This window comes from Burkholderia sp. PAMC 28687 (assembly GCF_001577465.1).
In the GTDB taxonomy this organism is placed as follows: domain Bacteria; phylum Pseudomonadota; class Gammaproteobacteria; order Burkholderiales; family Burkholderiaceae; genus Caballeronia.
Genome location: NZ_CP014508.1, coordinates 214,793 through 241,051, shown reverse-complemented (window position 1 = coordinate 241,051; position 26,259 = coordinate 214,793). Strand labels below are relative to the sequence as shown.

Annotated in this window: 23 protein-coding genes and 5 pseudogenes; 15 read left to right on the top strand and 13 right to left on the bottom strand. The window is 57.8% G+C overall.

All coding sequences use genetic code 11. From position 1 onward, the window contains the following. Positions 1–4: 4 nt before the first annotated feature. The 3 genes and pseudogenes from AX768_RS30825 to AX768_RS30810 all read right to left on the bottom strand — a co-directional run bounded on the left by AX768_RS30825 (position 5) and on the right by AX768_RS30810 (position 2,806). Positions 5–1,224, bottom strand: a pseudogene (locus AX768_RS30825) (IS3 family transposase). Positions 1,225–1,487: 263 nt separating this feature from the next. Then, a complete protein-coding gene (locus AX768_RS30815; protein WP_062003982.1) occupies positions 1,488–2,198 on the bottom strand; it encodes a glutathione binding-like protein in 711 nt (236 codons plus the stop codon). Then, positions 2,198–2,806 (bottom strand): TetR/AcrR family transcriptional regulator, encoded by a 609-nt coding sequence (locus AX768_RS30810; RefSeq protein ID WP_062003980.1) that lies wholly within the window; start codon positions 2,804–2,806, stop codon positions 2,198–2,200. The genes AX768_RS30815 and AX768_RS30810 overlap by 1 nt, the downstream gene beginning before the upstream one ends. Before the next feature lie 176 nt (positions 2,807–2,982). On the opposite strand from AX768_RS30810, the gene AX768_RS30805 reads away from it, so the two are divergent. From AX768_RS30805 to AX768_RS30795, 3 genes are all read left to right on the top strand, one after another. Then, positions 2,983–3,690 carry a glutathione S-transferase family protein gene (locus AX768_RS30805; RefSeq protein WP_062003978.1) on the top strand — a complete coding sequence of 236 codons (708 nt, stop codon included), beginning with the start codon at positions 2,983–2,985 and terminating at the stop codon, positions 3,688–3,690. A gap of 726 nt (positions 3,691–4,416) precedes the next feature. Then, positions 4,417–4,983 (top strand): carboxymuconolactone decarboxylase family protein, encoded by a 567-nt coding sequence (locus tag AX768_RS30800; protein ID WP_062003976.1) that lies wholly within the window; start codon positions 4,417–4,419, stop codon positions 4,981–4,983. A 33-nt stretch (positions 4,984–5,016) separates the two neighbouring features. Further along, complete coding sequence (locus AX768_RS30795) at positions 5,017–5,682, top strand: peroxiredoxin-like family protein (RefSeq protein ID WP_062003974.1); 666 nt, start codon at positions 5,017–5,019, stop codon at positions 5,680–5,682. A gap of 79 nt (positions 5,683–5,761) precedes the next feature. Here the strand turns inward: AX768_RS30795 and AX768_RS30790 are convergent, their stop codons facing one another. After that, entirely contained in the window at positions 5,762–6,661 is a 900-nt protein-coding gene (locus AX768_RS30790; protein ID WP_062003972.1) for a LysR family transcriptional regulator, read from the bottom strand. Positions 6,662–6,856: 195 nt separating this feature from the next. Between AX768_RS30790 and AX768_RS30785 the strand changes: the two genes are divergently transcribed. Next, positions 6,857–7,510, top strand: a complete 654-nt coding sequence (locus AX768_RS30785; RefSeq protein ID WP_062004115.1) for a peroxiredoxin-like family protein — start codon at positions 6,857–6,859, stop codon at positions 7,508–7,510. Between the two features lie 103 nt (positions 7,511–7,613). Here the strand turns inward: AX768_RS30785 and AX768_RS33140 are convergent. Beyond that, positions 7,614–7,838 (bottom strand): annotated as a pseudogene (locus tag AX768_RS33140) (transposase); the annotation flags it as partial. 65 nt (positions 7,839–7,903) lie between these two features. Beyond that, positions 7,904–9,171 (bottom strand): annotated as a pseudogene (ltrA, locus tag AX768_RS30780) (group II intron reverse transcriptase/maturase). A gap of 289 nt (positions 9,172–9,460) precedes the next feature. Between ltrA and AX768_RS30770 the strand changes: the two are divergent. Beyond that, on the top strand, positions 9,461–10,627 hold the full coding sequence (locus tag AX768_RS30770; RefSeq protein WP_062003966.1) for an IS256 family transposase: 1,167 nt from the start codon (positions 9,461–9,463) through the stop codon (positions 10,625–10,627). 490 nt (positions 10,628–11,117) lie between these two features. Here the strand turns inward: AX768_RS30770 and AX768_RS30765 are convergent. Both AX768_RS30765 and AX768_RS34035 read right to left on the bottom strand, forming a co-directional pair. Continuing rightward, positions 11,118–11,912, bottom strand: a pseudogene (locus AX768_RS30765) (IS30 family transposase); the annotation flags it as partial. Further along, positions 11,912–12,106, bottom strand: a complete 195-nt coding sequence (locus tag AX768_RS34035; RefSeq protein WP_062003964.1) for a hypothetical protein — start codon at positions 12,104–12,106, stop codon at positions 11,912–11,914. The pseudogene AX768_RS30765 and the gene AX768_RS34035, both read right to left, overlap by 1 nt. 509 nt (positions 12,107–12,615) lie before the next feature. Here AX768_RS34035 and AX768_RS34030 point away from each other — a divergent pair. Further along, a pseudogene (locus tag AX768_RS34030) lies at positions 12,616–12,951 on the top strand (transposase); the annotation flags it as partial. 283 nt (positions 12,952–13,234) lie between these two features. After that, complete coding sequence (locus tag AX768_RS33130; protein WP_155524393.1) at positions 13,235–13,405, top strand: hypothetical protein; 171 nt, start codon at positions 13,235–13,237, stop codon at positions 13,403–13,405. 285 nt (positions 13,406–13,690) lie between these two features. Here the strand turns inward: AX768_RS33130 and AX768_RS30750 are convergent, their stop codons facing one another. The 4 genes from AX768_RS30750 to AX768_RS30735 all read right to left on the bottom strand — a co-directional run bounded on the left by AX768_RS30750 (position 13,691) and on the right by AX768_RS30735 (position 17,256). After that, entirely contained in the window at positions 13,691–14,332 is a 642-nt protein-coding gene (locus AX768_RS30750) for a DUF1109 domain-containing protein (RefSeq protein ID WP_062003960.1), read from the bottom strand. A 136-nt stretch (positions 14,333–14,468) separates the two neighbouring features. Then, the gene (locus AX768_RS30745; RefSeq protein WP_062003958.1) at positions 14,469–15,110 is read right to left on the bottom strand and encodes a DUF1109 domain-containing protein; all 642 of its coding nucleotides are present in this window, start codon (positions 15,108–15,110) and stop codon (positions 14,469–14,471) included. Next, positions 15,107–15,679: a sigma-70 family RNA polymerase sigma factor gene (locus AX768_RS30740; RefSeq protein ID WP_082779187.1), complete on the bottom strand. Its 573-nt coding sequence runs from the start codon at positions 15,677–15,679 to the stop codon at positions 15,107–15,109. The genes AX768_RS30745 and AX768_RS30740 overlap by 4 nt, the downstream gene beginning before the upstream one ends. Positions 15,680–16,080: 401 nt before the next feature. Then, positions 16,081–17,256 (bottom strand): lactonase family protein, encoded by a 1,176-nt coding sequence (locus AX768_RS30735; protein WP_062003957.1) that lies wholly within the window; start codon positions 17,254–17,256, stop codon positions 16,081–16,083. 278 nt (positions 17,257–17,534) lie between these two features. On the opposite strand from AX768_RS30735, the gene AX768_RS30730 reads away from it, so the two are divergent. The 8 genes from AX768_RS30730 (at position 17,535) to AX768_RS34015 (ending at position 23,820) form a co-directional block, all read left to right on the top strand. After that, positions 17,535–18,665, top strand: a complete 1,131-nt coding sequence (locus AX768_RS30730; RefSeq protein ID WP_062003955.1) for an IS630 family transposase — start codon at positions 17,535–17,537, stop codon at positions 18,663–18,665. After that, positions 18,631–18,927: a hypothetical protein gene (locus AX768_RS33405; RefSeq protein WP_062003953.1), complete on the top strand. Its 297-nt coding sequence runs from the start codon at positions 18,631–18,633 to the stop codon at positions 18,925–18,927. The genes AX768_RS30730 and AX768_RS33405 overlap by 35 nt, the downstream gene beginning before the upstream one ends. A gap of 99 nt (positions 18,928–19,026) precedes the next feature. Then, entirely contained in the window at positions 19,027–19,800 is a 774-nt protein-coding gene (locus AX768_RS30720) for a YkgJ family cysteine cluster protein (protein ID WP_062003951.1), read from the top strand. A gap of 524 nt (positions 19,801–20,324) precedes the next feature. Beyond that, entirely contained in the window at positions 20,325–20,573 is a 249-nt protein-coding gene (locus AX768_RS30715) for a pentapeptide MXKDX repeat protein (RefSeq protein ID WP_062003949.1), read from the top strand. Between the two features lie 704 nt (positions 20,574–21,277). Then, positions 21,278–21,892: a cytochrome b/b6 domain-containing protein gene (locus AX768_RS30710; protein WP_062004111.1), complete on the top strand. Its 615-nt coding sequence runs from the start codon at positions 21,278–21,280 to the stop codon at positions 21,890–21,892. Between the two features lie 21 nt (positions 21,893–21,913). Continuing rightward, on the top strand, positions 21,914–22,699 hold the full coding sequence (locus AX768_RS30705) for a molybdopterin-dependent oxidoreductase (protein WP_062003947.1): 786 nt from the start codon (positions 21,914–21,916) through the stop codon (positions 22,697–22,699). Between the two features lie 115 nt (positions 22,700–22,814). Beyond that, a complete protein-coding gene (locus AX768_RS34025; RefSeq protein WP_062003946.1) occupies positions 22,815–23,222 on the top strand; it encodes a hypothetical protein in 408 nt (135 codons plus the stop codon). A 166-nt stretch (positions 23,223–23,388) separates the two neighbouring features. Further along, complete coding sequence (locus tag AX768_RS34015; protein WP_062003944.1) at positions 23,389–23,820, top strand: hypothetical protein; 432 nt, start codon at positions 23,389–23,391, stop codon at positions 23,818–23,820. 378 nt (positions 23,821–24,198) lie between these two features. Here AX768_RS34015 and AX768_RS30690 read toward each other — a convergent pair whose 3' ends face one another. Then, the gene (locus tag AX768_RS30690; protein WP_231941654.1) at positions 24,199–26,121 is read right to left on the bottom strand and encodes an NAD(P)/FAD-dependent oxidoreductase; all 1,923 of its coding nucleotides are present in this window, start codon (positions 26,119–26,121) and stop codon (positions 24,199–24,201) included. Positions 26,122–26,259 lie beyond the last annotated feature (138 nt).

The following is a 26,259-nucleotide window of genomic DNA, read 5'->3' as shown; positions in this document are numbered from 1 at the left end:
GGATTTAAGCTGTACTTAGATCCACGCTTGCAGCGGAACAGCGCTGCCCTGTTTTTTCTTTTCCGGAGCCAAACTTGTCGACGATGAGAGCGCCGCCACCATGCCCGCTGGCGTACACGATGTTAGGTGTTTGGTAGCCCAGTGACTGGTGCGGTCGTTCGCTATTGTAAAAATCGAAGTAACGCGTCATGCCGAGCGTGAGCTCGCCCATCGTTTCATATCCGTTCAAATACACGTCCTCGTGCTTGACGTTGCGCCACAGTCGCTCGACAAAGATGTTGTCGAACGCTCGGCCGCGCCCGTCCATGCTGATTGCGATTTGTTCGCGTAGCAGCACCCCCGTAAAGGCCGCACTTGTGAATTGTGACCCTTGATCGCTGTTGAAGATCATCGGCTTGCCATGCAGAATAAGAGCTTCTTCCAGGCAGTCCACGCAAAACGACACATCCATGTTGTTGCTGATACGCCAGGACAGCACGCGACGCGAATACCAGTCGATCACTGCTACCAGATACGCGAAGCCACGTGCGAGCCTGATATACGTAATATCCGTGCTCCACACATGGTTGGACCGTACGATCGGCAAACCGCGCAGCAAGTACGGATAGACCTTGTGCCCCGGATGTTTGACGCTCGACGCGGGGCCCGGCGCCATGCCCGTCACACCCATTGTGCGCATTAGACGCTGCACCCGTTTTCGGTTGACCAGATGGCCCTGCCTTAGTAAAAATACCACCATGCGTCAGCTGCCATAAAACGGATGCCGCGTATATTCCTCGTCAATCAGGGCACACAATTGCAAATCGGTTTGTTCAGCTTCATGCACCATGCCCAGGCGATATGCGCTCGAGCGCGCGACGCCGGCCAGCTCGCACTGTCGGACAATCGGCAGAGTGTCGTCATGATCAATCCAGCCAAGGCGGACTAGACGACTTACAAGCCGGACTTTTTTTTAAGCCAGTCCAGCTCCATCTTCAGCCGCCCGATCTCGCCATACAAACGATCCTCGCCGTCTCGTGCCGCCTCCGGTTTCGGACCGCGCTTGTTCTCAAACAACGCGCCGGCGTTAGCGAGAATTTCCTTCTTCCATTGCCCAACCATCACTGGATGCACGCCATACAGCTGCGCTATCTCGTTGATCGTCTTCACGCCGCGCACCGCTTCCAAGCCCACCTTCGCCTTGAACTCTGCGCCGTGAACCTTCCTCTTTTTGCTTTCCACCATTTGCCTTCATCCACTTTCAGACCACACCTTAAACCGTTGTCTCAAAAGCAGGGGCCACTTTAGCAGACGAGCCGGGACGAGCGAGTTCCTGCCATGCAATCCGTCCGAGGACACGATCCTTTGAGCGGGAGGTAGCCGCTCTCGAGCGGTTCTGCATCCATCCTGACAGGCGGAAGGTAGACCGCGATGAGACTCGGCCGGGTTAAGCGGAAATCTCTTTATTTCGGGAGAGGTAAAATAAACGACTGGGCAGCCGCTTAAGGTTACTGTTTCTTGCCGGCGACGCTTGCCGCGGTCTGGCCGAACAGTATCTTCTTGCCTTCCTCCGTGACCGAGGGACGGCTCGAAAAGTTGTCACCCTTCGCATAAGCGCGCACGGTTGCGGGCCGTTCACGCACGTTGTCGAACCAGCGGCGCAGATTCGGAAAGTCGTCGAGGTTCATCTGCTGGCGTTGCCATGGCACCACCCACGGATAAGACGCCATGTCAGCGATCGAATAGTGCTCGCCCGCGATGAAAGCACGGCCCTCCAGGCGGCGATCGAGCACGCCATACAGCCGGTTCGTCTCGTTGACATAGCGCTCGATCGCGTAAGGCAGTTTGTCCGGCGCATAGATACCGAAGTGATGATTCTGTCCAGCCATCGGCCCCAGACCCCCGACCTGCCAGAAGAGCCACTCGTTGACCACATTGCGGGAACGGACATCGGACGGAAAGAAGCGACCCGCTTTCTCCGCGAGATACGTGAGAATTGCACCAGACTCGAACACGCCGATCGCTTCGCCGCCATCGACGGGCGCGGTATCAATGATTGCCGGCATGCGATTGTTCGGCGAGAACGCAAGGAACGCCGGCGCAAATTGGTCGCCCGCGCTAATGTCCACCGAATGGATGCGATAGTCGAGACCCGCTTCCTCCAGGAGCATCGTAATCTTGTGACCGTTTGGTGTTGGCCAGTAATAAAGTTCGATCATTAGGCTAAAACTCCTTGCTTCTCATGATTGTCGAGCAGCACGAGGGCGGTCTGTACGAGCCCATGCAGCAATGCGGGTTCGGGTCGGGAGCGGGCCAACACACGGATAGCGAGCAATACGCCAAGCAACATGCGCGCGAGGTCATCCGCCGGCTGGGAGCAGGCGATTTCTCCCGCCTGCTGCCCCGCCAACACGCAACGCCGAAAGAACGCTTCGATCTTGACCAGCACGCCCGCCACGACCTGCTGGAACTCAGGATCGTGAGGCGCTACCTCCAGGGCCGAATTGACGAGCATGCAGCCTTTGCGGTCCTCATCGCGCAGGGAACGTTCGACGATCTCGGCAAAGAACCCTTTGATGGCTTGCAATGGAGGAAGGTGTCCCTCGAAGCAGCAGACCCGTTCATCGAAACTCGTCGCGACGTAATAGACAAGCGCCCGGCGAAACAGCGAGCGCTTGTCGCCGAACGCGTTGTAAAGGCTGGCACCCGTGATGCCCATGCTCTCGGCAAGCTCGCGCACCGAAGTAGCCTCGTACCCACGTTTCCAGAAACATCGCATGGCGGTGTCGAGCACTGCGGCCTCATCGAACTCACGTGGTCTCGACATGCTGGCTTACTCCTCGTTTCCACCAGTAGGTTGCCATCCCGAACAAGCTAAGATATTCTAAATCGATCGATCTAAAAAGCAAGCGACTTCTCTGTGGAAGACATCTGAGCGCAGTTAGCGTTGCGTTGCGTTCCGAGTGCAAGACAACGAAATTTTCTTTTCCATGCAAGGACACCATGATTCGCTTCTACTTTCACCCCACGCCGAATCCCGCGAAGGTCGCCCTTTTCCTCGAAGATGCAGGGCTGGATTACGAATTGATTGCCGTCGACACCAGCAAGGGCGAGCAGCACTTGCCGGCGTTTAGGCGCATCAATCCCAACGGCAAGGTGCCGGCCATCATCGACACGGAAGGTCCAGGCGGACGCGAGGCGCGCGTATTCGATTCCAGCGCTATCCTGCTGTACCTCGGCGACAAGATCCAGCGCTTCGTCGGCATGCCGGCGGACCGCCCCGAGCTGCTGTCGTGGCTCTTCTTCCTCGGCACGGGTCTTGGGCCCTTTTCCGGCCAGGCGGTGCACTTCCAGCACGCGGCGCCCGAGAAGCTGCCGTACGCCATCAACCGGTATCGCCGCGAGATCGAGCGCCACTACCGCGTGCTCGACGAACACATGGCCGGGCGCGAGTACGTCGTTGGCAATGAGTACTCGATTGCCGACATGTCCGCATGGGGTTGGCTCGATCGGGCGCCGCGCGTGCTTCCAGGCGAAGGTGACCCGCTTGCCGCTTTTCCCAACCTGCAGCGCCTCTTCGACACCGTCGACGCCCGCCCTGCGGTGGCACGGGCGCGTCTTGCAGGACGCGACCACGTCTTCAAGCGTGAACTGGATGACGAGGCGCGTCGCGCGCTCTTTCCGTCCAACTATGCCGATGCCGCAAGCTGATTCCTCGAGGATATTCCGCCGTGACTGATTTGGCTTTGTTCGTGGAACTCAAGCGAAAGTCGGCAAGGAAAAGGAAGTTGCCGCATTTCTGAGCGGCGCTCAAGCATTGCCGTGCAAGAGCCGGGAACGACGGAATGTTCGCCGTGCGCTTTGTGCACGATTGCCATCCCGATCAATCCTTGATTCACTTTTGCTCCTGGCTGGCTCAAGATCCACCAAACCCGTGCAAGACCGCGCTCTGTCATCGCGATGTGTCAACTCAACCAGGCGGGTCTGGAAGACTAATTGAGATGTCTTTGGATTCAGGTCGTAGATTTGATCGGCTCGCTCTTCCTAGTTAATCATGCCTTGGCGAGACGACCAAAGACGCTTTGGCGAGTAATACCTATTGTCTCCGTTCTGATCAATTGATTTTCCAGGTACCGCTGCGCGGCAGCCTCGGCTCGATATATCGCTTAAAAAAGAAAGCGTCTGACCGGTCCTGTCCACCGCTCGATAGGAAGACTTCCGCCCTCTTTTCAAGTTGACGTACTTTCGCAAGAAATCGTTTGCCTTGCCACGTATCACATCACAGCCTTAATGCAACAAATCCCGGCGGTTCTGGGTCTCGGTATGCCTTGGCGGAATAGGTGTTATTTGCTGTTGAGCACTACTGCGTGCATGGCGACTGCGCGAACATAGTTTACGCTACGCACCGCCCGGCGCTCACCGAAACGGATAAATCCCATGACTCACTTCACCGCACATACCGCAGATACAGCACCGGAAGCATCGAAGGCAACGCTGGCGGCCGTCAAATCCACGTTCGGCTTCGTCCCGAACCTGCAAGCAAATATGGCCGAGTCACCTGAATTGCTAACCGGCTACTCGGCGCTCTGGGATCTCTTTTCCAAAAGCACGCTGATCTCGCACGAGCAGCAGGTAGTCTATATGAGCTCAAATTTTGAAAACAACTGTCACTACTGCATGGCGGGCCACACGACGCTTGCCGGGATGATCAAGATGGATCCCGCCGTGATCGAAGCGTTGCGTGCCGGCGTACCACTCCCCAACGCAAAACTCGAAGCATTGCATCGCTTTACCACCCTTGTCGTCCGCGATCGCGGCTTTGTACCGGAAGTGGACATTGTCGCCTTCCTTGCTGCCGGCTATACGCGTCAGAACGTTCTCGAAGTCGTGCTGGGCGTCGCTGCCAAGGTGATGAGCAATTACACCAACCATTTGGCGCACACCCCGCTCGACATTTTCATGAAAGGCAACGAATGGACCAAACCGGTCTCTGAAGCCGCCTAAGTTCTTTTATCTATTATTCAAGGAGCACTCGTCATGTCACTGCAAGACAAACTCGATGCCTTCAAGAGAGACTTCAAGGCGGGTAAGGCCCCTTATTTTGCACCGCCTGAGATCCATCCAGTGATGGAGCGCGCCACGGCCGAACTGATTGCATCGGGACAAGCGGAACGCGCGCTGAAAGCCGGCGCCAGCGCACCTGCGTTCACCTTAGCCGATCCAGACGGCACACCGGTGTCTTCGATAGAACTACTCAAGAATGGGCCGCTTATAATCACCTTCTATCGCGGAGTCTGGTGCCCATACTGCAACATGGAATTACAGGCGTTGGAGGAAACTCTGCCGAAATTTGAAGCCGGGGGCGCGCGCCTGGTCGCGATTTCGCCGCAGAACCCGGTGAACAGTCGCAAGTCCGTTCGGCAGAACAAACTCAGCTTTCCCATCCTGAGTGATGCGCGCAACGATGTCGCCGCCGCATTTGGCTTGCGCTTCGCGCTGCCGGATTATCTCGTCGCGCTGTACAAGAATCTAAAGAACGACTTGCCTGCTTTCAACGACGACCCGAGTTGGACGCTACCGATACCCGCGCGCTACGTGATCGGGCAAGACGGCACGATCCTGTATTCGGAAGTCAATCCCGACTACACCCGTCGACCGGAACCGTCAGACATGCTGCCCGCGTTGCGACGGGCAGTTGCATAGGCAACGCGAGGGACGCTGTGGTCGTATCGCGGACCGGTCCAGCCCCTTGCTGCGTGGCGTTGTGGAGCGCTCGGCCTTTTTAGGTGGATACGGTTGCGAATCCCAGGGTCGCCTCGACGAACGTGACAAACGCGCGCGCCTTCGCGCTGGCCATCCGGCCGGTCGGAAACACGGCCCACAGATCGACGGGCGGCAAGGTCCAGTCGGTTAGTACCGCGTCCACCGCGCCGACCGCAAGCTCCGGTGCAAACATCCATTCGGATACTATCGCGATCCCTATGTCTGCGAGCACGGCCGCGCGGACGCCTTCGGCGGCCGTTACGCTCATCCGGCCAGATACCGCCACCGCGGTTTCCGAGCTGCCCCGTTTGAACGTCCATGCAGCAACGCCGCCAGACTGCCCGTAGACAATCGCCTGATGCCCGATCAGGTCGGCAGGCACATCGGGGGTTCCAGCCGATCTAAAATAGGCGGGGGTCCCAACCACGAGCCGCCGGGCTTGCCCGATCTTGCGCGCAGTCATGCCCGAGTCAAGAAGGACCCCCATGCGCAAAGCGACATCAATGCCCTCTTCGAGCAAATCGATATGACGGTCGTCGAGCACGACTTCGATGGTCAGCTCCGGGTGCGCGGCCAGAAAGAGCTTCATCGCAGGAACAATGCGCAGACGCGCAAAAGTCACCGGAGCGCATACCCGCAAGCGTCCGGAGAGACTCGCACCGGCGCCGCGCGCGACTAGCTCTGCTTCATCCGCTTCCTCGATAGCGCGTTTCGAACGTTCGTAGAATTGCTTGCCGGTATCGGTAGGCGTAAGGCCGCGTGTTGAGCGCAGCAGCAAACGCACGCCAAGCCTTTCCTCGAGCTGCGCAATTGACTTCGATACAGCCGGCTGCCCCACCTTTAACCGGCGCGCGGCGCCAGAAAACGAGCCGGCTTCGATCACGCTGACAAAGGTTTCCATTGCGGTCAATCTATCCATTGCGTCATTCCTCCAGGGAATGAATCATATCTCCGCGACCGGTCTACCGTCCGGAAGTCGACAAGGACATTCTTCCTATCGAAATGGCACAGAACGGCCTTTTAATTGATGGTGACGCTGCGAGCGAGCCGCGGGACGATCATCGAGACGGGGCATTTCGGCACAACAACCGACGATACACACAGGAATTGCATTATGGAACTCAAGCAGGAACTCGCAGCTTTTCGCACTGGATACGAACGCACGGCACCGGCTGAACGGGTCGCGCTCTATGACGCAAAGGTTGAGGAGTTGCAAGCAACTTTCCCAATCGCCAACGTGCTGGCTGTCGGACAGCATGCACCTGACTTTGTATTGCCCGGCGTAGCTGGCCAAATGTTTTCACTTTCGGACGTACTTCGCGAGGGACCCGCTGTTGTCGTGTTCTACAGGGGCGGCTGGTGCCCTTATTGCAATATTCAGCTCAGAGCATTCCAGCGGCTGCTGCCGCAGCTTGCCGGACTGGGCGCCAGCCTGGTCGCGATCTCGCCCCAGTTGCCCGACGGCTCAATGTCAACTGCCGAACGCAATGCGCTTGATTTTGCCGTTCTGAGCGACGCAGGCAATGACGTGGCGCGTTCCTTCGGGCTCGTCTACTCACTCCCGGAAGAATTACGCCAAACCCTGCGCTCGGTCGGCAAGGTGTTACCAGACATTAATGGCGAGGACGGCTGGGAGTTGCCGGTTCCAGCGACGTTCGTTATTACGAAAGAAAGGCGCATCGTCTTCTCCCATATCGACATTGACTACCGAAGTCGCTGTGCACCGAACGCTGTGGTCTCGGCGCTGCGCTCGATATGTTCGACTTAAGCTACCCCACAATCGAGTGCCAGCCGTTCGTTGTTTGACGCTACCGAAAAATTGGGAAATTTATACAAAGTGGGCGGTCTCAAGTCGAAGTGCAACAACTGGTCTAATGTTTAGATGACGATGGTAGATCCGCTGCTTTTAGTGTCGCGGCAAATACCTCGAAGGGTGAATGAAACGCATGCGTAGCACGAGGGCGGTTGTTCAAGCTGTCTGCGATGATGTCGAGGTCGGCCTGACTATGGACGGAAAGGTCGGTGCCTTTTGGCAAGTACTCGCGCAACAGGCCGTTGGTATTTTCACAAGTTCCTCGCTGCCACGGGCTGTGTGGATGGTAAGTAGGCCCGAGGGGTTTCACCTCAAGCCTCTCGCAGAACCGTACGTGAGACTCTCGCCTCATACGGCTCCCGTCAGCCAACCGGTGCCCCAACGATACGCCAGTGAACGAACAACCGTGGATAAACAGCCGCCATTTTGCGGAGCCATTCAGCGCTACGCCGTTTGTGTCGCGACAGTGTCTTGAACTTCCGTCGGGCCCAGCACTCGAGCTTCCGATCCACAAATTGGAAGATCGCATGCATTGCCGTTCGATAGAACGCCCCATAGTAATTCCACCACCCTTGTATCGTTGGATTGCATTGCTGCGCGAGGTCATCAAGCGTGGCTGGCGTCCGCCGATGTATCCGCCAACTCCGCACCGTTTGCCGCATCCGCTTCAGCGCATCGTTGCTCGCTGCCGGCAAGAAACTGGTAAATAGCCGGTTGTACCTGCTCCTTGCCTCTCGGGGCCTAAACGTAAAACCGAGAAAGGTAAATTGCACGTTCGGATAAGCTAAGGTGCGGTTACCGTCCTTGCAATACACGATCTTTGACTTCTCCGGATGCATCGTCAAACCACACTCATCCAGCCGCGATGCAATGGCCCGCATCACTTCTTCCGCCTGCTCGCGACTTCGGCAGTGAACTACCGCGTCATCGGCATAGCGAGCAAAAGGGAGTTGTTGGTAAGTCCGCGACATCCAGCAGTCAAACGCATAATGCATGAACAGATTCATCAAGATGGGACTAACAACCCCGCCCTGCGGAGTCCCCCTCTGCCGAGGCAAACGGGTACCGTCTGCAGTTTCGAACGGCGCAGTTAACCACCGCTCGATATATAGCAAGATCCAGTCATCCTTGATGTGGCGTCGCACCGCCTTCATCAACAACGCATGATCGATCTGATCAAATGCCGCCTTGATGTCAAATTCCACGACCCAGTCATATTGCCAACACCGCTTTCGCGTGACAGCAACTGCCTGCTTAGCCGATTTGCCCGGCCGGTATCCATATGAGTCTGGATGAAACACGGGATCGAGTACCGGTTCGATCAGAAGCTTGACGATAGTTTGCGCAATTCGGTCAGACACAGTGGGAATTCCCAACTTTCTCGTGCCACCCTTGGCCTTCGGAATTTCTACCTGCTTGACCGGCGGCGGGAAGTACGACCCCGACGACATCCGGTTCCACAGTTTGTACAAATTCTTGGACCGCTCCTGCTCGAACATCGCGATAGTCTCATCGTCGATCCCAGCAGAACCTCGGTTGGCCTCCACCAGTTGGTAGGCTTCCCACACCGTACGCTTTGCAATGCAATATGGTTTTGCTGATGCCATGTCACTCATCCTCGCATCGCGAGTTGGCGACACTTGTCAACAGGCTAACGCCGCCCCTTCGCTCCACCCTCATTACAAGGGTTTCATCACTACTACGGGCGACTCCGTCGTTAGTGCAACATTGTTTCTGTAAATTCGTATGCTGGTGTTGCGTGGCTGTGACGGCCGCCGTGATGAGGGCGCGTAGCGCCCGAAGAGCGGAGGACGGCATAGCCGCGCGGCAAAACGCTCGCAGCGTCATAGTCGCAGGCGATTCCTTCGGAGCATTCTTACTCACTCTGACGAAGGAGTCGACAGCATGGCGCAACGCGTAGAACATCATCCCCTTGAAGACGCTTTTGCAGCGCTTCTGCTCAACGGCCTGGACGGCGCGGGCGAAGCCCTGCGCATCCTGGTCAACGAAGCAAGCAAGATCGAGCGGGCGCAGTATCTCAATGCCCAGTCTCATGAACGAACCGCGGAACGAATCGATTATGCGAACGGCTTCAAACCCAAAACCGTCATGACACGCGTCGGCGAACTGACCTTCAATGTTCCCCAGGTGCGCGGCAGCGGCTTCTACCCCAGCGCGCTCGAAAAAGGAACTCGCACCGAGCAGGCGGTCGATCTCGCGCTGGCCGAAATGTACGTCCAGGGCGTCTCCACCCGCAAGGTCACCGACGTCCTGGTCAAGCTGCTGGGGCCGGAGGTGTCGATCTCCTCGACTCAGGTCAGCCGGGCTGCCGAACAGCTCGACGCGGGTCTTGCAATCTGGCGTGAGCGTCCCCTTGATGAAACGCCTTACGTCTTTCTCGATGCCCGCTATGAGCGTATTCGTGAAGCGGGTCACCTCGTCGATTGCGCCGTGCTCGTCGCCGTCGGCATCACGGCAGGCGGTCATCGTCGGGTCCTGGGCGTGTCGGTTGCCCTGTCCGAAGCTGAAGTTCACTGGCGAGCCTTCCTCGACAGCCTGGTTCGCCGCGGCCTCAAGGGCGTCAAGCTCATCGTCTCCGACGATCATGCCGGTCTTAAGGCTGCCCGTCGCGCGACGCTGCCAAGCGTGCCCTGGCAACGCTGCCAGTTCCATCTGCAGCAGAATGCGCATGCTTACGTTGCTCGTCTCGATCAGCGCAAACCCGTGGCGCTCCGTATCCGGACCATCTTCAATGCCCCGGATCGCGCCGAAGCCCAACGTCTGCTGAAGCAGGCGGTCGATCTCTGGGCCGTCGAAGCGCCTGCGCTCGCTACCTGGGCCGAAGACAATCTGCCTGAAGGGTTTGCCATCTTCGAGCTGCCGCATGCCCATCGGATCCGCCTGCGCACTACCAATGGCCTCGAACGGATCAATCGCGAGCTCAAGCGTCGCACCCGCGTCGCCTCGATCTTCCCGAACGCCCCATCCTGCCTTCGTCTTGTCTCTGCCTTGCTGGCCGAGTGCGACGAAGAGTGGATGAGCGGAAAAATCTATCTCAACATGAACGCCTGATCTCCGCTTCTCGATGGAATCGCCTGAACGCTTTTACAGAAAAAAAGTTGCACAACCACTCCGTCCCTCGCGCTGGCATCGGTATTCTTCCTTATGGTGTTTGCCATTTGTCATTTCCCTTTACATCCAGCGCGAGGTTCTCACGTTCCGTATCAAAGCCTGTGTTGAGCTCATGCCGCCTATACACCGAATGCCGACGGGTCCGTAAACAGGTATCGTCCCGACTGATCCTGGAGCTTCTGTGCGACCCCAGTTTTGGCAATGTTTTATGTCTATAACGATGCGTCATCGAACGGTTTGCTTTCGCTCATCTTCTCAACACTTACCTGACGTCCTGACCGGACGCCTTTTCCACGGTCGCTCACCACCACGCCTCTTAAACGCAGCAGCACCGGGCGGTTTGAAGCCTGCTCCTGCAAGCCGACTTCGGGAGGCCTTCTCCCATCTTCGATACAGCATCACAAGCTCTCGCTCATGTTCGTGACACACCGCAAAAATAGACCTTCACGCCTGTTTGAGCGGCAAGTTCTTGATGCCGTGAGAGTTCACGCCCCTGGTCGTAAGTGAAGCTGTGACGCAAGTGCTCGGGGATCGAGTTGAGCTTGGCGGAGAAGCCAGCCAGTGCAGATTCGGCTGTGGCATCGTCCATCTTAGCCAGCAGCACTAGACGGCTGGTTCTCTCCACCAACACGCCCACAGAGGAGCGATTGCCTTCGCCTTTGATGAAGTCGCCCTCCCAGTGCCCGGGCATCACGCGATCCTCTATTTCAGGTGGGCGCACGTGAATGCTGACCATATTTGGAATTTGCCAGCGGCGATCACTACCCCGTGTACGCGACATACGGGCGCGATGAGCACGACGCAAACAAGCAATGAGTTGACGCCGTAGTTCGCCGCCTGGGTGGGCGTAGATAGTGGTGTAAATCGTTTCGTGCGAGACCTGCAAAGTCGGATCGTTTGGGAACATACGCTTGAGGACTCCAGAGATTTGCTGAGGCGACCAACGCCACTCGAGCAGCGTAAGGACGACCCTCCAGCAAGCGCTGTGAGGCCCGAGTTTGGGCGCACCCGCACTGTTGGATCGTCGGGCCGAACTGAGTGCGTGCGCCGCTGCTGGGACATAACCAAGCACAGAGCTATTGCGCCTGAGTTCACGGCTAAGGGTAGAGGCCGAGCGCCCTAGTATTCGGGCCATGGCCCGAATACTAGAACCCCGTTGACGTAGGCTCGCAATCTCCAGACGTTCCTCAGCTTGCAACTGCTCGTACTGATTCGCTTTATGCATTACAACACCTTATACGCTTTGGTGTTGCGCTTCAATTTTGAGCCCGCCGTGCGACGTCCAGTGGCAAGCGCCACTAAACGAAGTGTGCAACGCTCCTGTAAAAGCTGTTCTACAGCTTCTCGGACATAGCCCCGCTCGATCAGGTAAGCGACGTATGCATTCGCCTGCTCGTCCAGCTGGCCTTGCTGAACCATTGTTCAGCCAAGCAAGTAGCCCGGTTTAACGCGAGAGTATGTTGGTATATAAACTCTCCTCAAATATACGAAATAAAAAAGTAAAGTACCGCGAATTATTGGATCTGTTGGCCAGGCCGCGACAGCAGATAAAACCTTATAAGTAGCCGCTTAGATGCGCTCCATCAACAGCGACCTTTCATACTCCCGATCTATCGATAGGATCTTTTGTACTAAACCGCTGAGGTAGTGCGAGGAAATCGGAGGCCAGTGGCTTACGTTGTGTCGTGACAGGTAGCGACGGGATGTGGGGGACGCCAAGATCGCTGCCCGGCGCAAGGGAGCAGCATGGATGTGAGGCGTTCCATTACTCTTCCCAGGAGTTTCGTCATGACACCGCTCCGCCAACGTATGTTGCACGAGATGCAGATCCGCAATCTTGCCGAGAACACACAGAAATCTATCGGCAGCAGGTTTCGAGTTTTGCCCGGCACTTCCGGCGCTCGCCTGAAACGCTCGGACCTGAAGAGATTCGCACCGTGCCCAGCATCGGCTCGACGCTGGCCACCGTCATCCTGCTGGAGACGGGCGATGTCGGACGCTTTGCCGACATCGGGAACTATGCCTCCTATTGCGGCTGTGTCAGCAGTACCCACCTCTCGAACGGCAAGAAAAAAGGCGAAGGCAACACCAAGAATGGCAACCGCTATCTGGCGTGAGCGTACATCGAGGCAGCCAATTTCGCCCTCCGATTTTGCGAGCCGGCGCGCAAGTTTTACCAGTGTAATAAGGCCAAACGGAATGCAATCGTCGCGACCAAAGCGGTCGCGCACAAACTGGCGCGTGCCTGCTTTCTGATGCTAAAAACTAGCATATGCGCTGGAGTCGAATGGGAGCATACAGCGTCGTGCAAGTGCACGTCGCGTTGTTGAATCAAGAATTCGACGAACTTGCTTGGCGACAATTTCCGTGGATTGGACAACGACGTGTTACGTAGCCCTGGCAGAAAGCATCTCCGGTTTTTTAACGGCTTCCAACAACAAACGAAGTGATGTATTGATGTATGTCCTACTTCGGACTTTTCACGCGCGCGCGGTAAGTGTAGTGGCGATCACGGAGACCGTGCCGCATTCGGTTTGGATGGCGTGAATGGGATTCATCGGACGGGGTCTGGTTGTCTCGATGCAACTCGTCGACCACGATCACCATGACTCCGCGACCGCGCTGCTTCAATCCCTGTGCATGTTCGGCACCGCGATGACCAGCGCGCTGCAACCGTCTCTACGCAAGCGGCGTGCATCGTTCGCTCGATTCCTATAAGGCGACACAATGGTTCAAGTCATTCGCGAGTCCCGAACTGCTAGCTCGTCACGTAGAGCAGGCCGCGTTGACCGGCCGTTTGATCGTGGACGGCCACGCGGGCGACACCATGATGAGTTTGGCGCGCGGCGCACTATTGGAATCCATTCACGTAGGGCTCGGGCTTGCGGCTGCTTTTGCAATCCTAGGACTTTGCTTTGCATGGGTCGTGCCGCCAGTGCGGGTCGATCAACTCGAACGGCTAGATCAGGGGCACCTGGACGTTAGTCCGTCACATGCCGCAATCTACCAGCGCAGCAGGCGCGGCCCCAGAACGGCGCCAACAACGGTCGGCGCCAGCATGCCAAGCACGTACCAGACGCCCCAGAACGGCACGGTCATCTCCACGCAATACAGCATGTAGACCAGCACTGCCTGCGCGCCGCTCAGCAACCCGGCAGCCGCTCCGGCGATGACCGGCTGCGTGGGGGCGAGCCCCTTCATGGCCCAGAAGACGGCAATAAACGTCGGCACCGACAAGACCGCGATGTTCATCGTGCAGACCTGCCACGTGTTGCCGAGCACAAGCTGGAGACGCAGCGTCGCAGGTGCCGCGACGATCACGACCAGCGCCACCACCCAGACCAGCGCGAGCGGAATGGCGAGTGCGATCCAAGCCATTGTCGCGTCGGCACCAGGTCGGGAGACACGCATCACGATCGAAAGCGAAGCGCCCACTACCGCAAGTGGGAACGCAACCTTGATCCAGAAAAGCGGCGTGACGAGCATTTGCGGCATGTCGCCGCGAACGCCATAAAGGGCTACGACCATGCAGGCGGCCCCGGTCAGTCCGAGGAAAAGTGCTGCCGAAAAGCGCAGCGCGGCAACATGGGGAGGGGTCGGGACGATGCCGGTGGCAAGCATCGACACGAACTCGCGGGTTTTCATGGCCACTCCACTGATGGAAACTGATAGCGCCGCCTGATCGAAGGCGACGTCACGCGTTGTGCGCATGATTTCTATTCGGTTCCGCCAGCGCGAGGGTTACGCGCGTGTGCGAATTTTTATGAAGTAATGACGCGTACTACCATCGCAAGAAACGGGGGCCAAGCGCCGCACCGATCAACGTGGCGAGCGCCATGCCCAGCAGGTACCAGACGGCCCAGAATGCGACACTCATCTCTGGACAATGCAGGCAGTACGCCATGGTAGCCATGGTCCCGGCAAGCATGCCGCCGGCAGCGCCCGCGAGGCGCAGGCGGGTTGGCGCAAGTCCGCGAATGGCCCAGAACACGGCAACAAACGCCGGCACGGACAGCAACACGATATTGAACGGGCAGGAGCGCCATGTGTGGCCAATCACGAGCGGGACGCGGGCTTCAGGCGAGGCGAGACACAAGACCACTACTGCCGCGCTCCATACCACGAGAATGGGTACGGCGGGTATTGCGCAGAATGCGCCGACCGTCGTACCCGGCCGCGATAGCCGGGCGGCGAGGAAAAGGGCGCTCGCCGCCAGCGTCGCGGGAAACGCAAAGCGCGCCCAGAACAGCGGCGTGCGCAATACCGCGGAGAGGTCCGGACGCAGGCCATAGACGGACAGCATCAGCACGAATGCGCCAATGCCGCCAAGCAGCAGCGCGCGTGCGAAGCGGCGGCGAGACATGCCGGTGTCAACGGGCGCGACGCCTGTCGAGAGAAGCGAAATAAGGTCCTCTGTTTTCATGCGGTGCCTCTGACCTTTGCTGCGAGCGCTTTCAGTCCACGGTGGATGCCAACTTTGACAGCCGATTCAGACATGCCTGTCAGCTCGGCCGCCTCCGTCACGGAGAGTCCCTGCAGCTTCACGTGCACAATCGGCAACCGATGACGGTCAGGTAATTGCTTGAGCAGCTTGCCAATATCACGCTTGGCGTCGGCGGGCTCTTCATCCGACGTCGCAAAAATATCGAGTTTCTCGTCCAGCGGGTCGTTGAGTGCTTCACGCCGCGACCGCGCACGGAAAAGATCCATCAGCTTGTAGCGCGCGATGGCGTGCACCCACGCCGTCAGCGGGTCGTCCGGACGATACGTATGGCGGCTGTTATGCACGGCCAGCAAGATCTCCTGCACGACATCCTCGATGTCATCCTGCAGGTAATAGATGCGTTTTCGCAAGAACCCACGCAGGTGCCTGGTGAGGTCGTCGAGAAACGCACGATATGCTTTCGCGTCGCCATCTAGGCCGCGTACGAATAGCGCCCGGAGCCGCTCTTCGACACTGGACAAGGCACTGTTCTGTATTATTCGCTTCATCGCCGAATCGGGTTACAGCGCGCTTGAGATAGAAATGCGGCGGGCGGCGACAAGTCTCAACGGTCCCCCGCTCCGGGATGGACATGGGTCGTCCCGGCAATACTACTGAAGTTTTTCTGGTTTCTCGCGCCATGGACCCGGCCGCTGAGCGGAGTCGCGCCGGACAACGGGCCGATTGTTTTGCCGAAGCAAGACGAGCGGATTGTGCCGCATCGTCCTGCTGGTGTCGATGGCGGCCTGCTGCCCCAATCAGCACTCCGGCGTGCAGGCGGTAGCAACGTTGAACTTGATCCAGGCGTTAGGCGGTGGCTGAGGCGACGCTCCCGCCGCAGATGCAAGCATCGCAACGTTGGTCGTCAAATGCATGGCGGCCTGAATCGTGCCGCCATGCCAGGGATGACTCAGGTGCCAGTCAGGCCCTGCAAACTTATCTTCGATTGGGTGTTCGCCGGTTGCTCACCAAGCTTGGTGAGCGTCCCGTTCACGCCGATCGAATACGCAACGATCTTGTCGTCGCCGGCGTAGTCCTGATAAAGGAACTTGCCGTCCGGACTGACCCACGAATCGTTCGCGAAGCCGGATGTAGTCGATAACACCGGCGGTTCGCTCGCAGCCGATGCATTGGCCAATGAGAGCTTGCCATTGCCGTCGAGCGAGAACAACGAGATCGCTCCGCTGCCACTGCTTACGTAGACGAACTTGTTGTCAGGCGTTATTGCAATCCAGCAAGGCGCTGCCTGCCCGGTCACCGCGACGGGCCCGCTTAGGGGTGTAAAGTTGCCGCTGCTCGCGAATGAATACGAACTGGCCGTGCCGCCCGCGGCGTCGCTTGTGGCGTATATGCCTGCCTGTGCACCATGACCAAAGACCCCTCCGAACGGCCCTACACCCACTGAGGTTGAACTCATCACCTGTCCCAGTGTTCCGTCGGCGTTGATTGGATAGGCTAACAGCGCATTGGCAGGCTGCACTGGCGTCAGTGTTTTCAGGAAGCCAATCACTACAACAAACTTTCCGTCGGGGCTGACGCTGACTTCAGTTGGAAGGGCATCTTGCTGGACGACGGGATAGGTTCCAATGGATGTCAGTTTGCCATCCGACCCAACACGATATGCGCCCAGTTCATTCACGCCTTGCTGGTGCGTGACGTAAAGCACATTGTTTGCAAGGGCGAGGGACGTCGGTCGGGTGCCGCCTGTCGGCGATACGGCGAGAAGCGTGAGCGTGCCCGACGTCTTGTCGATGGAAAATGTGCTCACGGTATTGTCGCCGGCGTTGGCAACGAAAAGCTGCGAGCCGTCGGTGCTGGTAATGACGCTATGGTTACTCGTCAACGCATCGGGCGCCACGATGTTCCCCATGAAATAGTTGACGCCGTTCGTTCCTTTGCCTCCGGTGAGCACGGCGGGTTGTTTCGTCAATGTGCCATCGGCGTTGCGGATGAAATGCACAACCGCATTCGTGGAATCGTTTGTCTGTGCGAAAAGCTGCGACACGGTAGGCGCGGAATCATTGCCGCCGCCGCACGCGGCGACGAGTGTCACAACACCGGTCGCCATTGTCAGTTTCTTGAACACGTGTACCCCTCCGTACCTGGTCAGTTGGATTTGCATCTGTGGTGGATCTGACCTTAGTTCGTCATGTCCGTGAAGCTGGTTACAGTCGCAGCATATTTATTTGGCATCACTCTAATGCGCCGCGCAATTGCTCCCGTGCAACGCTCCTTGAAAAGAATGGAATCGGTTCGCACGAGAATTTTTCGCGTTGCTGTAACCGTTGACCTCGCCTGATCGAACTAGTACGACATCCCTCAAATATCTTTCAATAAAAGAGGGATGCAAGTAAACTTGTCGGCATGGGACGCGGACGTCAGGCGCAGGCTGTCAAGCTATCAAGGGAAGAGCGTAAATCGCTTGAGTTGTTGACCCGTCGCGGTACGGCGGAGCAGCGACAAGTGATGCGGGCGCAGATCGCGCTGATGGCTCACCGGGGCGAGCCCACGGCGTCGATCGCACAGGAGCTCGGCGTGTCTGTGCAGACCGTCTCGCATTGGCGCACGCGCCTCGTGCGCTACGGTGTCAAAGGCTTGCAAGAGACGCCGCGCCCTGGCCGCCCGAGACGTATCGGTGAGGCACAACGACTTGAGTTACTGGCCTTGGCATGCGAACCGGCAGAACCGGACGGACGCGCAACGCCGACGTTGGACGAACTGGTTGAGCGTGCGATCGAGCGCGGCGTGACCGAGCAGATCAGCCGCAGTCATTTGCAACGAATCTTGCAAGCGGGTGATTTGCGTCCACATCGCGTCAAACAGTGGCTGCATAGCCCCGACCCGCAGTTCCGGCAAAAGGTCAACGAGATCTGCGCGCTGTATCGCCAGGCTCCTCAAGGCTCGGTCGTGTTGTCGATCGATGAGAAAACGGGGATCCAGGCCATCGAACGCAAACACGCCGACCGCGCGCCGCAACCAGGTCGCGTGCGGCGCCGCGAGTTCGAATACATCCGCCATGGCACGCAGGCCCTCACCGCCGCGCTGGATGTACACTCGGGGCGCGTCATCGGCAGTTGCACGGATCGGCGCACCCAGGCCGATCTCGTAGCCTTCATGGAGCAGGTCGCGCTGGCCTATCCCGAGGGCACGGTGCACGTCGTGTGGGACAACCTCAACACCCACCGCGCGCAGACTGTATGGGATGAGTTCAACGCCCGCCACGATCAGCGGTTTGTCTTTCACTTCACGCCACTGCATGCGAGCTGGGTCAACCAGATCGAGTTGCTATTCGGTATCTATTCGCGACGGGTCTTGCGTCACGCGAGCCATGTCTCCATCGAGCACCTGCGCCAGCGCACCGAAGCCTTCGTCGCGCAACGCAACCGCGCGCCCAAGCCGTTCAAATGGACATTCGCCGGCTTTGAGCTGCAAACTGGCGAACCCCTAAGGTTCAAAGAAGATGCCAACATCCGACGCCCAAAGAAAGGCCGCTGAACTCCAGCGCCAGCTCGCCGCGCTGACCGGTCACGATCAAGCCACGGTCAAGCCCTACGGCAAGCACCTGCTCGTCCAGATGCAACGCGACGACACGGTCGATACCATTGCCCGGCTCACCGAGGTCGGCCGCAACATCTACACGTCCGCATTTCGCAGTCACACAGGTCGCTGGGAGCCGCTGCCCGGCACCGGCAATCTCGCGGAAACCACTGACTTGGTGGTCAGCTTGCTCGCCCCTTATTTCGATCCAGATATTTAAAGCTATTTCCGGGATGTTGTACTAGTAAGTTGCGCCCTTTGACGGACACGGGGCAGCCTGACAATCATTTTACAGATGACTTCCGAAAGCAGAGCGCAAATGGATCTAAACTTCGAATGCACCATGTGCGGCAAATGCTGTCACGATCTTAAGCTGCCGCTAAGTGTCAGCGAGGCGCTGCTCTGGCTTGAACGTGGTGGCGACGTCCAGTTCCTGTGCGAAGCGGTTCCGTGGCCCGAGGAACCCGCCGAAGACAACCTGCTCGCGCAACACAAACGCCGCAGGTCGTTTGCGGCATCGAGCGGCGCATTGCCGGCTCGCATAGTGGTTGTCATCGCGGCCGCATTCGAAGGTGCTTGCCCGCATTTGCTGCCGAATCTGAGTTGCGGCGTGTACGAAGAACGGCCGACCGTCTGCCGTATTTATCCGGCCGAGGTGAATCCGTTTATTGAATTGAATACGCAACAGAAGGCGTGTCCGCCGGAAGCGTGGGCGCCGGACAAGCCAATTCTCATGCGCGCGCACAGGATAGTGGATGTGCAGACGGCGGCTCTCATCGACAAATCGCGCATGGCCGATGCCGGCGACACCGGCACGAAGGCGCTTGCCTGCGCGCATCTGGGAATCGATACCGCAGCGCTCGCCAACGAAGGGTTGACGATCTATTCGCCGCCGCGCGCGCAGTCGGTTGCTGCACTGAAGCTTGCGCGGGAGACGGGTGATACAACTGGTTTTGTACCCGACTGGAAAGTGGCGTCGAATCGCCAGGAGACGGTGGAGACGCTGACGTCTATCGGAGCGTCAAGCGTGTTTTGCACCTCGCTGAATGCCGAATCGTTTCAATATCTAGGTTTCTTTGCGGAGTCGGCTTAAGCGCGGGTATCAAGATTTGGCCATAGAGGAAAGGAGCAGCTGGAAACTAACGCCCCCAATATGCCGAATCTCCGCTTGCTCGACGAACGCTCCTTGGACAATGGTATTTGGCTGATTTCCTCGAAGAAATGAAGGCCTTAGGTTTCGTGAAAAGCACCATGGACAAGCATGGCGTCAGCGGTTTGCAGGTCGCTTCCCGCTGACCTTTTATATGATCCAGAACGGCTATCCGGATCTACCCTTAGCATCGTCGATCCTCTGGCCGCTCGTTGGTGTAGGGCAATTCCGCCGATTCTCCAATTACACGTGGCCTCCCCGCCTCAAGCTCGATTGCGAGCCGCGAACCGACGCGCTCTGCTCCTTTCCCACAATACAAGCTAGGATCCTTGAAAAATAATTTTGTGCCTGTGTAACCATCCGGACCTTCGCGACGAAATAATCGTTGCAAGGCGATTATCGATACAGCCTTGAGCTTATAAACCGCCGGCCTGACCGGTAGTCACTTTACCTAAATGGAGTTCTAAATGAAAAAATTCGCTCTCGCAGCAGTAGCAGCCGGCTTTCTCGTGTGTGGCGGTTCGGCATTTGCCCAAGCAAGCAGCGCGATGTCCAGCGATGCCATGAGTCACGATTCAATGGCCAAGGATTCCACGTCGAAAGATGGCATGAGCCACGATTCAATGAAGAAAGACGAAATGAAGAAGGGCATGAAACACGAGGATAAGATGAAGGACGGCATGGCTCACGACGCTTCGGGCGCAATGGCCAATTAAAGTGCACGCTGCTTCAAGCGGCAGCGTGAACGCGTGGGAACGGCCAGACTTCTCCTTGTCGGGCCGTTCCCAGCATGCTCGCTTGCTACTACGCCTATATTCTACTGATCTAGGGGACCTCATGCGCGTATCATTGCTCATATTGAATGCGGGCCTGTCGTGTCCTGCGTTCAAGCGACGGCGAATGCTGCAAGCGCCCGACACGTGCAGTGTCTCCTGCGCGCCCCATCCCTCGAGCGCTCATGGATTTGACACGGCCGGAGCTGACCGCCAGTAGCGGTTGGCACCGACGGACCGAGCATATGGCCCGCACGTCCCAAGTGTTTTCGGGTTGGCAGAAATTGCGTGTGCAGTCGAGCGCATCACTCCCTTCACCGCGGGAGAAACACTGAAATGAAAGCGCCTCTGCGCGGAAAATGCGGTTGCCCACGTTGGCACTTGTAAGGCACGGCTGTAGAGTGATATCAGAGGCGGCGATAAATAGGAGGCGACGCTGCATGATTGATGCATGGTGCAGCGCTGGACCGGTCGAGTCAAATTGGTCAATGGCCGTGCGCAAATCTTAGGCGACCAACCGCCTGAAGTGAAACCGAAATGCGCGATGGCTTCGTTGTACACGCGCAGACTGCGCCATCTCCGAAATGGCGGCGAAGCAGGCTGCATGGGTAGCAAAGAATCTTAAGACTGAAGTTCACGAGGTTCATATGAGCACAACAACCGTTTCTCACCCCGTTCAAACAATCCAGCCAGTCTGGGTGCGCCTCACGCACTGGCTCAACGCGCTGGCAGTCGTACTCATGCTGATGTCCGGATGGCGGATTTATGACGCTTCGCCGGTGATCAAAGGCTTTATGATCCCGACCAAGATCACATTGGGCGGCTGGTTGGGCGGCGCGTTGCAATGGCATTTCGCGGCCATGTGGCTGCTGTTCTTCAACGGCCTTTTTTACCTTGGCATGAACATCGCCACCGGCCGCATCAGGACGAAGTTCTTTCCGATATCGCCACTCGCAGTATTGCGCGATCTCGGCGAGGCGTTGAAAGGGCATCTGTCGCACGCCGATCCGAGCAAGTACAACGCGGTGCAGAAGTTTGCTTATTTGTTCGTCATGCTCGACATCACCGTGCTGATTTTGTCCGGCCTCGCGATCTGGAAATCCGTGCAGTTTCATGTCCTGCGCGACTTGTTCGGCGGCTACGACTTTGCGCGCGTCGTGCACTTCAGCGCAATGTCTCTTATCACGGCTTTCATCGTGGTGCACCTAGTGATGGTCACGCTCGTGCCGCGTTCGCTCTTGACCATGATTCGCGGCCGATAATATCCAAAGGGAAGCACTCGCATGAACTCGCTCAAACCTTTTAAAAAGCCGCGGCTGGACCTTGATCGCGAGTCGCTGATCATCGACGTGCGTCGCCAGCTCGACATGCCCTCGCGCCGCTTGTTCGGCCAGCGCATCCTGACACTCGGCGGCCTCGCAATGATGACCGGCTGCACGCTCGTCGACGATAAATCCGTCGATAACTTCCTCACGCGCGTATCGCGGATGAACGACACCGTGCAGGGCTGGCTCTTCGATCCCAACCGTCTCGCGCCCACTTACACCGAAGCGCAGATCACGCGTCCGTTTCCGTTCAATGCGTTCTATGACGTCGACCAGGCGCCCGAAGTCAACGGCGACAGCTTCCGCCTAAAAGTGAGCGGCCTGGTTCAGAACAAGAGCGTGTGGACCTTGTCCGACCTGTACGCGCTGCCAAAAGCAGAGCAGATCACGCGGCATATCTGCGTGGAGGGCTGGAGCGCAATCGGGCGATGGGGCGGCACACCGTTCTCCGAATTTCTGAAGCGCGTGGGTGCGGATACATCGGCTAAATATATTGGCTTCAAATGCGCCGACGACTACTACGAAAGCATCGACATGCCGACTGCCCTGCATCCGCAAACGCTGCTGACCTTTACCTATGACGGCCAGCGTCTGCCGGCCAAATACGGTTATCCGATGAAGCTGCGGATGCCTACAAAGCTGGGCTACAAAAACCCGAAGCACATCATGGAGATCTTCGTGACGAACGAGTTTCCGGGCGGCTACTGGGTCGATCAGGGCTATAACTGGTTTGGCGGCTCCTGAGCCGGAGTTTGCGAACAGACGAGTCCACTGGTTGAGATGAGCGAGCTTGTAGCGATCAAGGTCTAACAGACGCCATAGGCTCTTATTTGTTTTGGCGACAACGAGAGCATTGAGCATGTCAAGCGAGTGGAAGAGCCGTCTGAAGATCTTTCTGCGCCGGTTCTGCCAGCCGACAAGCGCGTGTATGACGTGTATGCCTGGGAGCTGGGGCAATGCCATTAGCCTTGCTCACTGGACCATTGCGGTCCACACAGGCTTACTGACCGGCTTGCTGGCCTTACTTCTGACATTTACGCCTGCGAGCAGAATGTTTCGGAATCGATATGGCAACGCGACGATCGTCGGTTTGCTTACGATATTAGGTGACGCCTACTCTCACACGAGCCACTACCATATTGCGTCAGTGGAGCACATCCTGACAGGTATCGTTTCTGGCTTCCTAACTTTGGGCGCGTCTTATCTGTTCGATGATCGAGCACGCCGCCTTCGCTTGGTATGGGTACGGGCATTTGGACGCGCTTAGCCCTTAACCAATCACAACGCCCTCGAGAGTTGATGTCCGTTAACAAAGTGGACGCTAACATTCCGTAGAATTGAGGATTGGCGGCACTGATGAATCGAACCCCGAAGGCCGAAGGCCGAAGGCCGAATACACGAAGGAATTTCGTGACAAAGCGGTAAAGCTAGCAATGACTGGCGGCGTAAGCGTTTCCGAAGCGGCGCGTCGATTGTCGATTTCGATGAGGAATTACTGTGAGCGAGCGCATGACAAAACAGATGGCCATGCAAGCCTTATTTTCGAGCTATCGCATCGCACCGACCGCCACCGGGTCCAATACAATACACGAACCGTGGCAGCCAAATATTGCGCCCACGCGTATAAGAAGATCCTCAAACAGTTCGACATGCAGGCATCTATAAGCAAACGTGGAAACTGTTTCGACGATGCACCTATCGAATCGTTCTGGGGCTTGCTGGAAAAACGAACTTTGCCTATTTCGCAAGTTCGCGACCAAGCCGCCGAAGGAATCGCGGATTACATTGAGATCTTTTACAACCAGCAGCGCACACAGATCTTCATCATGATGGAAGACTGCATCAGAATGAACGGGCGTCGATAGGTCGGAGGACAAGAGGATCGATCTATACGCCGTCATTTGCCTACAAATCAATGCTAAAGACTGATCTCGACACGGAGAACGGTTCAGGGACACTTCTGATATTGCAGAACCATTTGAGCCTGGTGAATCTTTTTACTTGTGATCCACGGCGCCGTTGTATGCTGGAACTACCCACGGAGAAATAATCCTGTTCGACTACCTCGCGTCAATATAGCGGCCGTGAGGACCACGCGTCATCCTGCGGCTTGTATCGGTAGGACGAGCCATTCTACGCGAGTCCAGCGCAGGTTCACGTGATGGACGTCACGTCGGGTTCGTCATGCTCGATAACGATGAAAAACGTGGTCTCTTACGTCGGCAATAGTCGAGTGCAACAATTTACTCGTCACTAATAAGTCTCGTGGTGCGCTTGTAGGTTAGATATGCCCACAACCAGTTCAACAGCACGGTCAGGCGATTGCGGCTGCCAGCCAGAAAAACAATGTGTGCCGCGCCCCAGAACCACCACGCCGGCGCACCCCACAGCCGCACGCGGCCGAAGTCCGCGACCGCTGCCTGTCGGCCGATTGTCGCGAGGCTTCCCGAGTGCCGATACTGGAATGGCGGGGGTGCTGGCCTGCCGCGCAAGCGCAAGCCGATCACGCGGGCGGCATAGCGTCCCTGCTGCTTCGCCGCAGACGCGAGACCGGGAACGGTCGAGCCGTTCCATCCAAGTGACAAGGCCGTGTCTCCGAGCGCAAACACGCCGTCGAGTCCCGCGACCGAAAGATCCGCAGATACTGCTAGCCGCCCCGACGAGTCAGCCTCCTGCCCAAGCCACTGCGCGGCAGCGGAAGCCTCTACGCCGGCCGCCCATAACACCGTACGCGCCGGGATGTGCTCGCCGTGTATGCCTACGCCGTCGGTGTCAACAGAAAGCACTTTGGAGCGCAGCCGGACCTCCACGCCCAGCGATGAGAGCGAGCGCTGCGCCGCGGCCGACGAAGCGGCACTGAACGCGGGCAATATCCGGTCAGCCGACTGCAACAAGATCACGCGAGCGGTCGACGGATCAATGACGCGATACTCGTCGCTCATGCCGTGGTGCGCGAGCTCGCGGATCGCTCCCGCCATCTCGATGCCTGTCGGGCCACCGCCTACGATGACGAACGTCATCCAGGCATTGCGCACGGTGTCATCGACGGCGTTTTCAGCTTCTTCGAAGGCTCGTAACAGGCGGCTGCGAATGGAAACCGCGTCGTCGACAGTTTTTAGCCCGGGCGCGAACTGCGCCCAGGCGTCCTTCCCAAAATAACCATGACGTGCGCCGGTCGCGAGCACGAGATAATCGAACGAAACGCTTCGGCTCGCGGTCAATACCTCGCGTTTGGCGGTATCGACCCCTGTAACTTGCGCGAGCTGCACGCGCACATTGCGTTGCGCGCGAAACAGCTCGCGGATTGGCGTCGCGATATCGGCTGGCGACAGCGCGGCCGTGGCGACCTGATAGAGCAATGGCTGGAACAGATGGTGGTTGCGCTGATCAATAAGCGTGATGCGGCAAGGCAGGCCGCTCAGGCCTCGCACGGTCTCCACGCCACCAAAGCCGCCACCTACGACCACTACGTGCGGCAAGCGGCATTCCGGCTCGCTCTTTCGTCTAGCAACAGACGAAAGAGCGAGGCTAATCAAACGATCGACTGTAAAGAGCCCTCCTCCCGCGACCGCGATCAGGAGCACAAGCAGCAGGACCGCGAGCCGATCGTCCATCGACATGGCGACTGCGGCGGTCGATATTTCCAGCGCAAGGATTAGCGCCGACAATCGCGTACATGCGCCAAGCACGAGCAGTAAGGCGACGGTGACCGCCAACCAGGCGGGCTGAACTAGCGTGCCAGCGGGTACGCCCAACATCATGAGGCCGGCGTGTTTTACAACGGGCGAAGATTGGCGGACGATGGCAAGTGCAAGCGCGACTCGAATCGCCAGCAACGCCAGCGGCGTTCCTTTTCGCTTCAGGACGTCGTAAAACCGGTCGCCAGCGCGCATCAGCCGCGATGGGAAAACGCTCATGCCGCGCTTTAAAAGATGATCGAGCGAGAAAACGTCCGGCCCGCTTACGACCAACCACATCAGCAACGCGAGCTTCACGCCGATTGCCCCTGAGATCATCGAGGAGCCTACCAAAGTCTGCGAAATGAGCATCAGCGCAATGGGTCGCGACAAAAACCCGGCGAACAGCAATAGCGGCACGATCATGTGAAATGCCACGTCGACTGAGGACGGAACATGGAGAACGCTCGGATGAGCACTTTCAGCCATCGCCATGATTTGGTGGACAGAGAGAATTTGCGCGAACCACGCCCTGGCGATCAACATCAACCAGGGCATGCACAACGCGCGCGTTGCAGCGGTGAGACCGGTTAAGAATTTTAAATTGTCTTGGATCACGACGCTCGA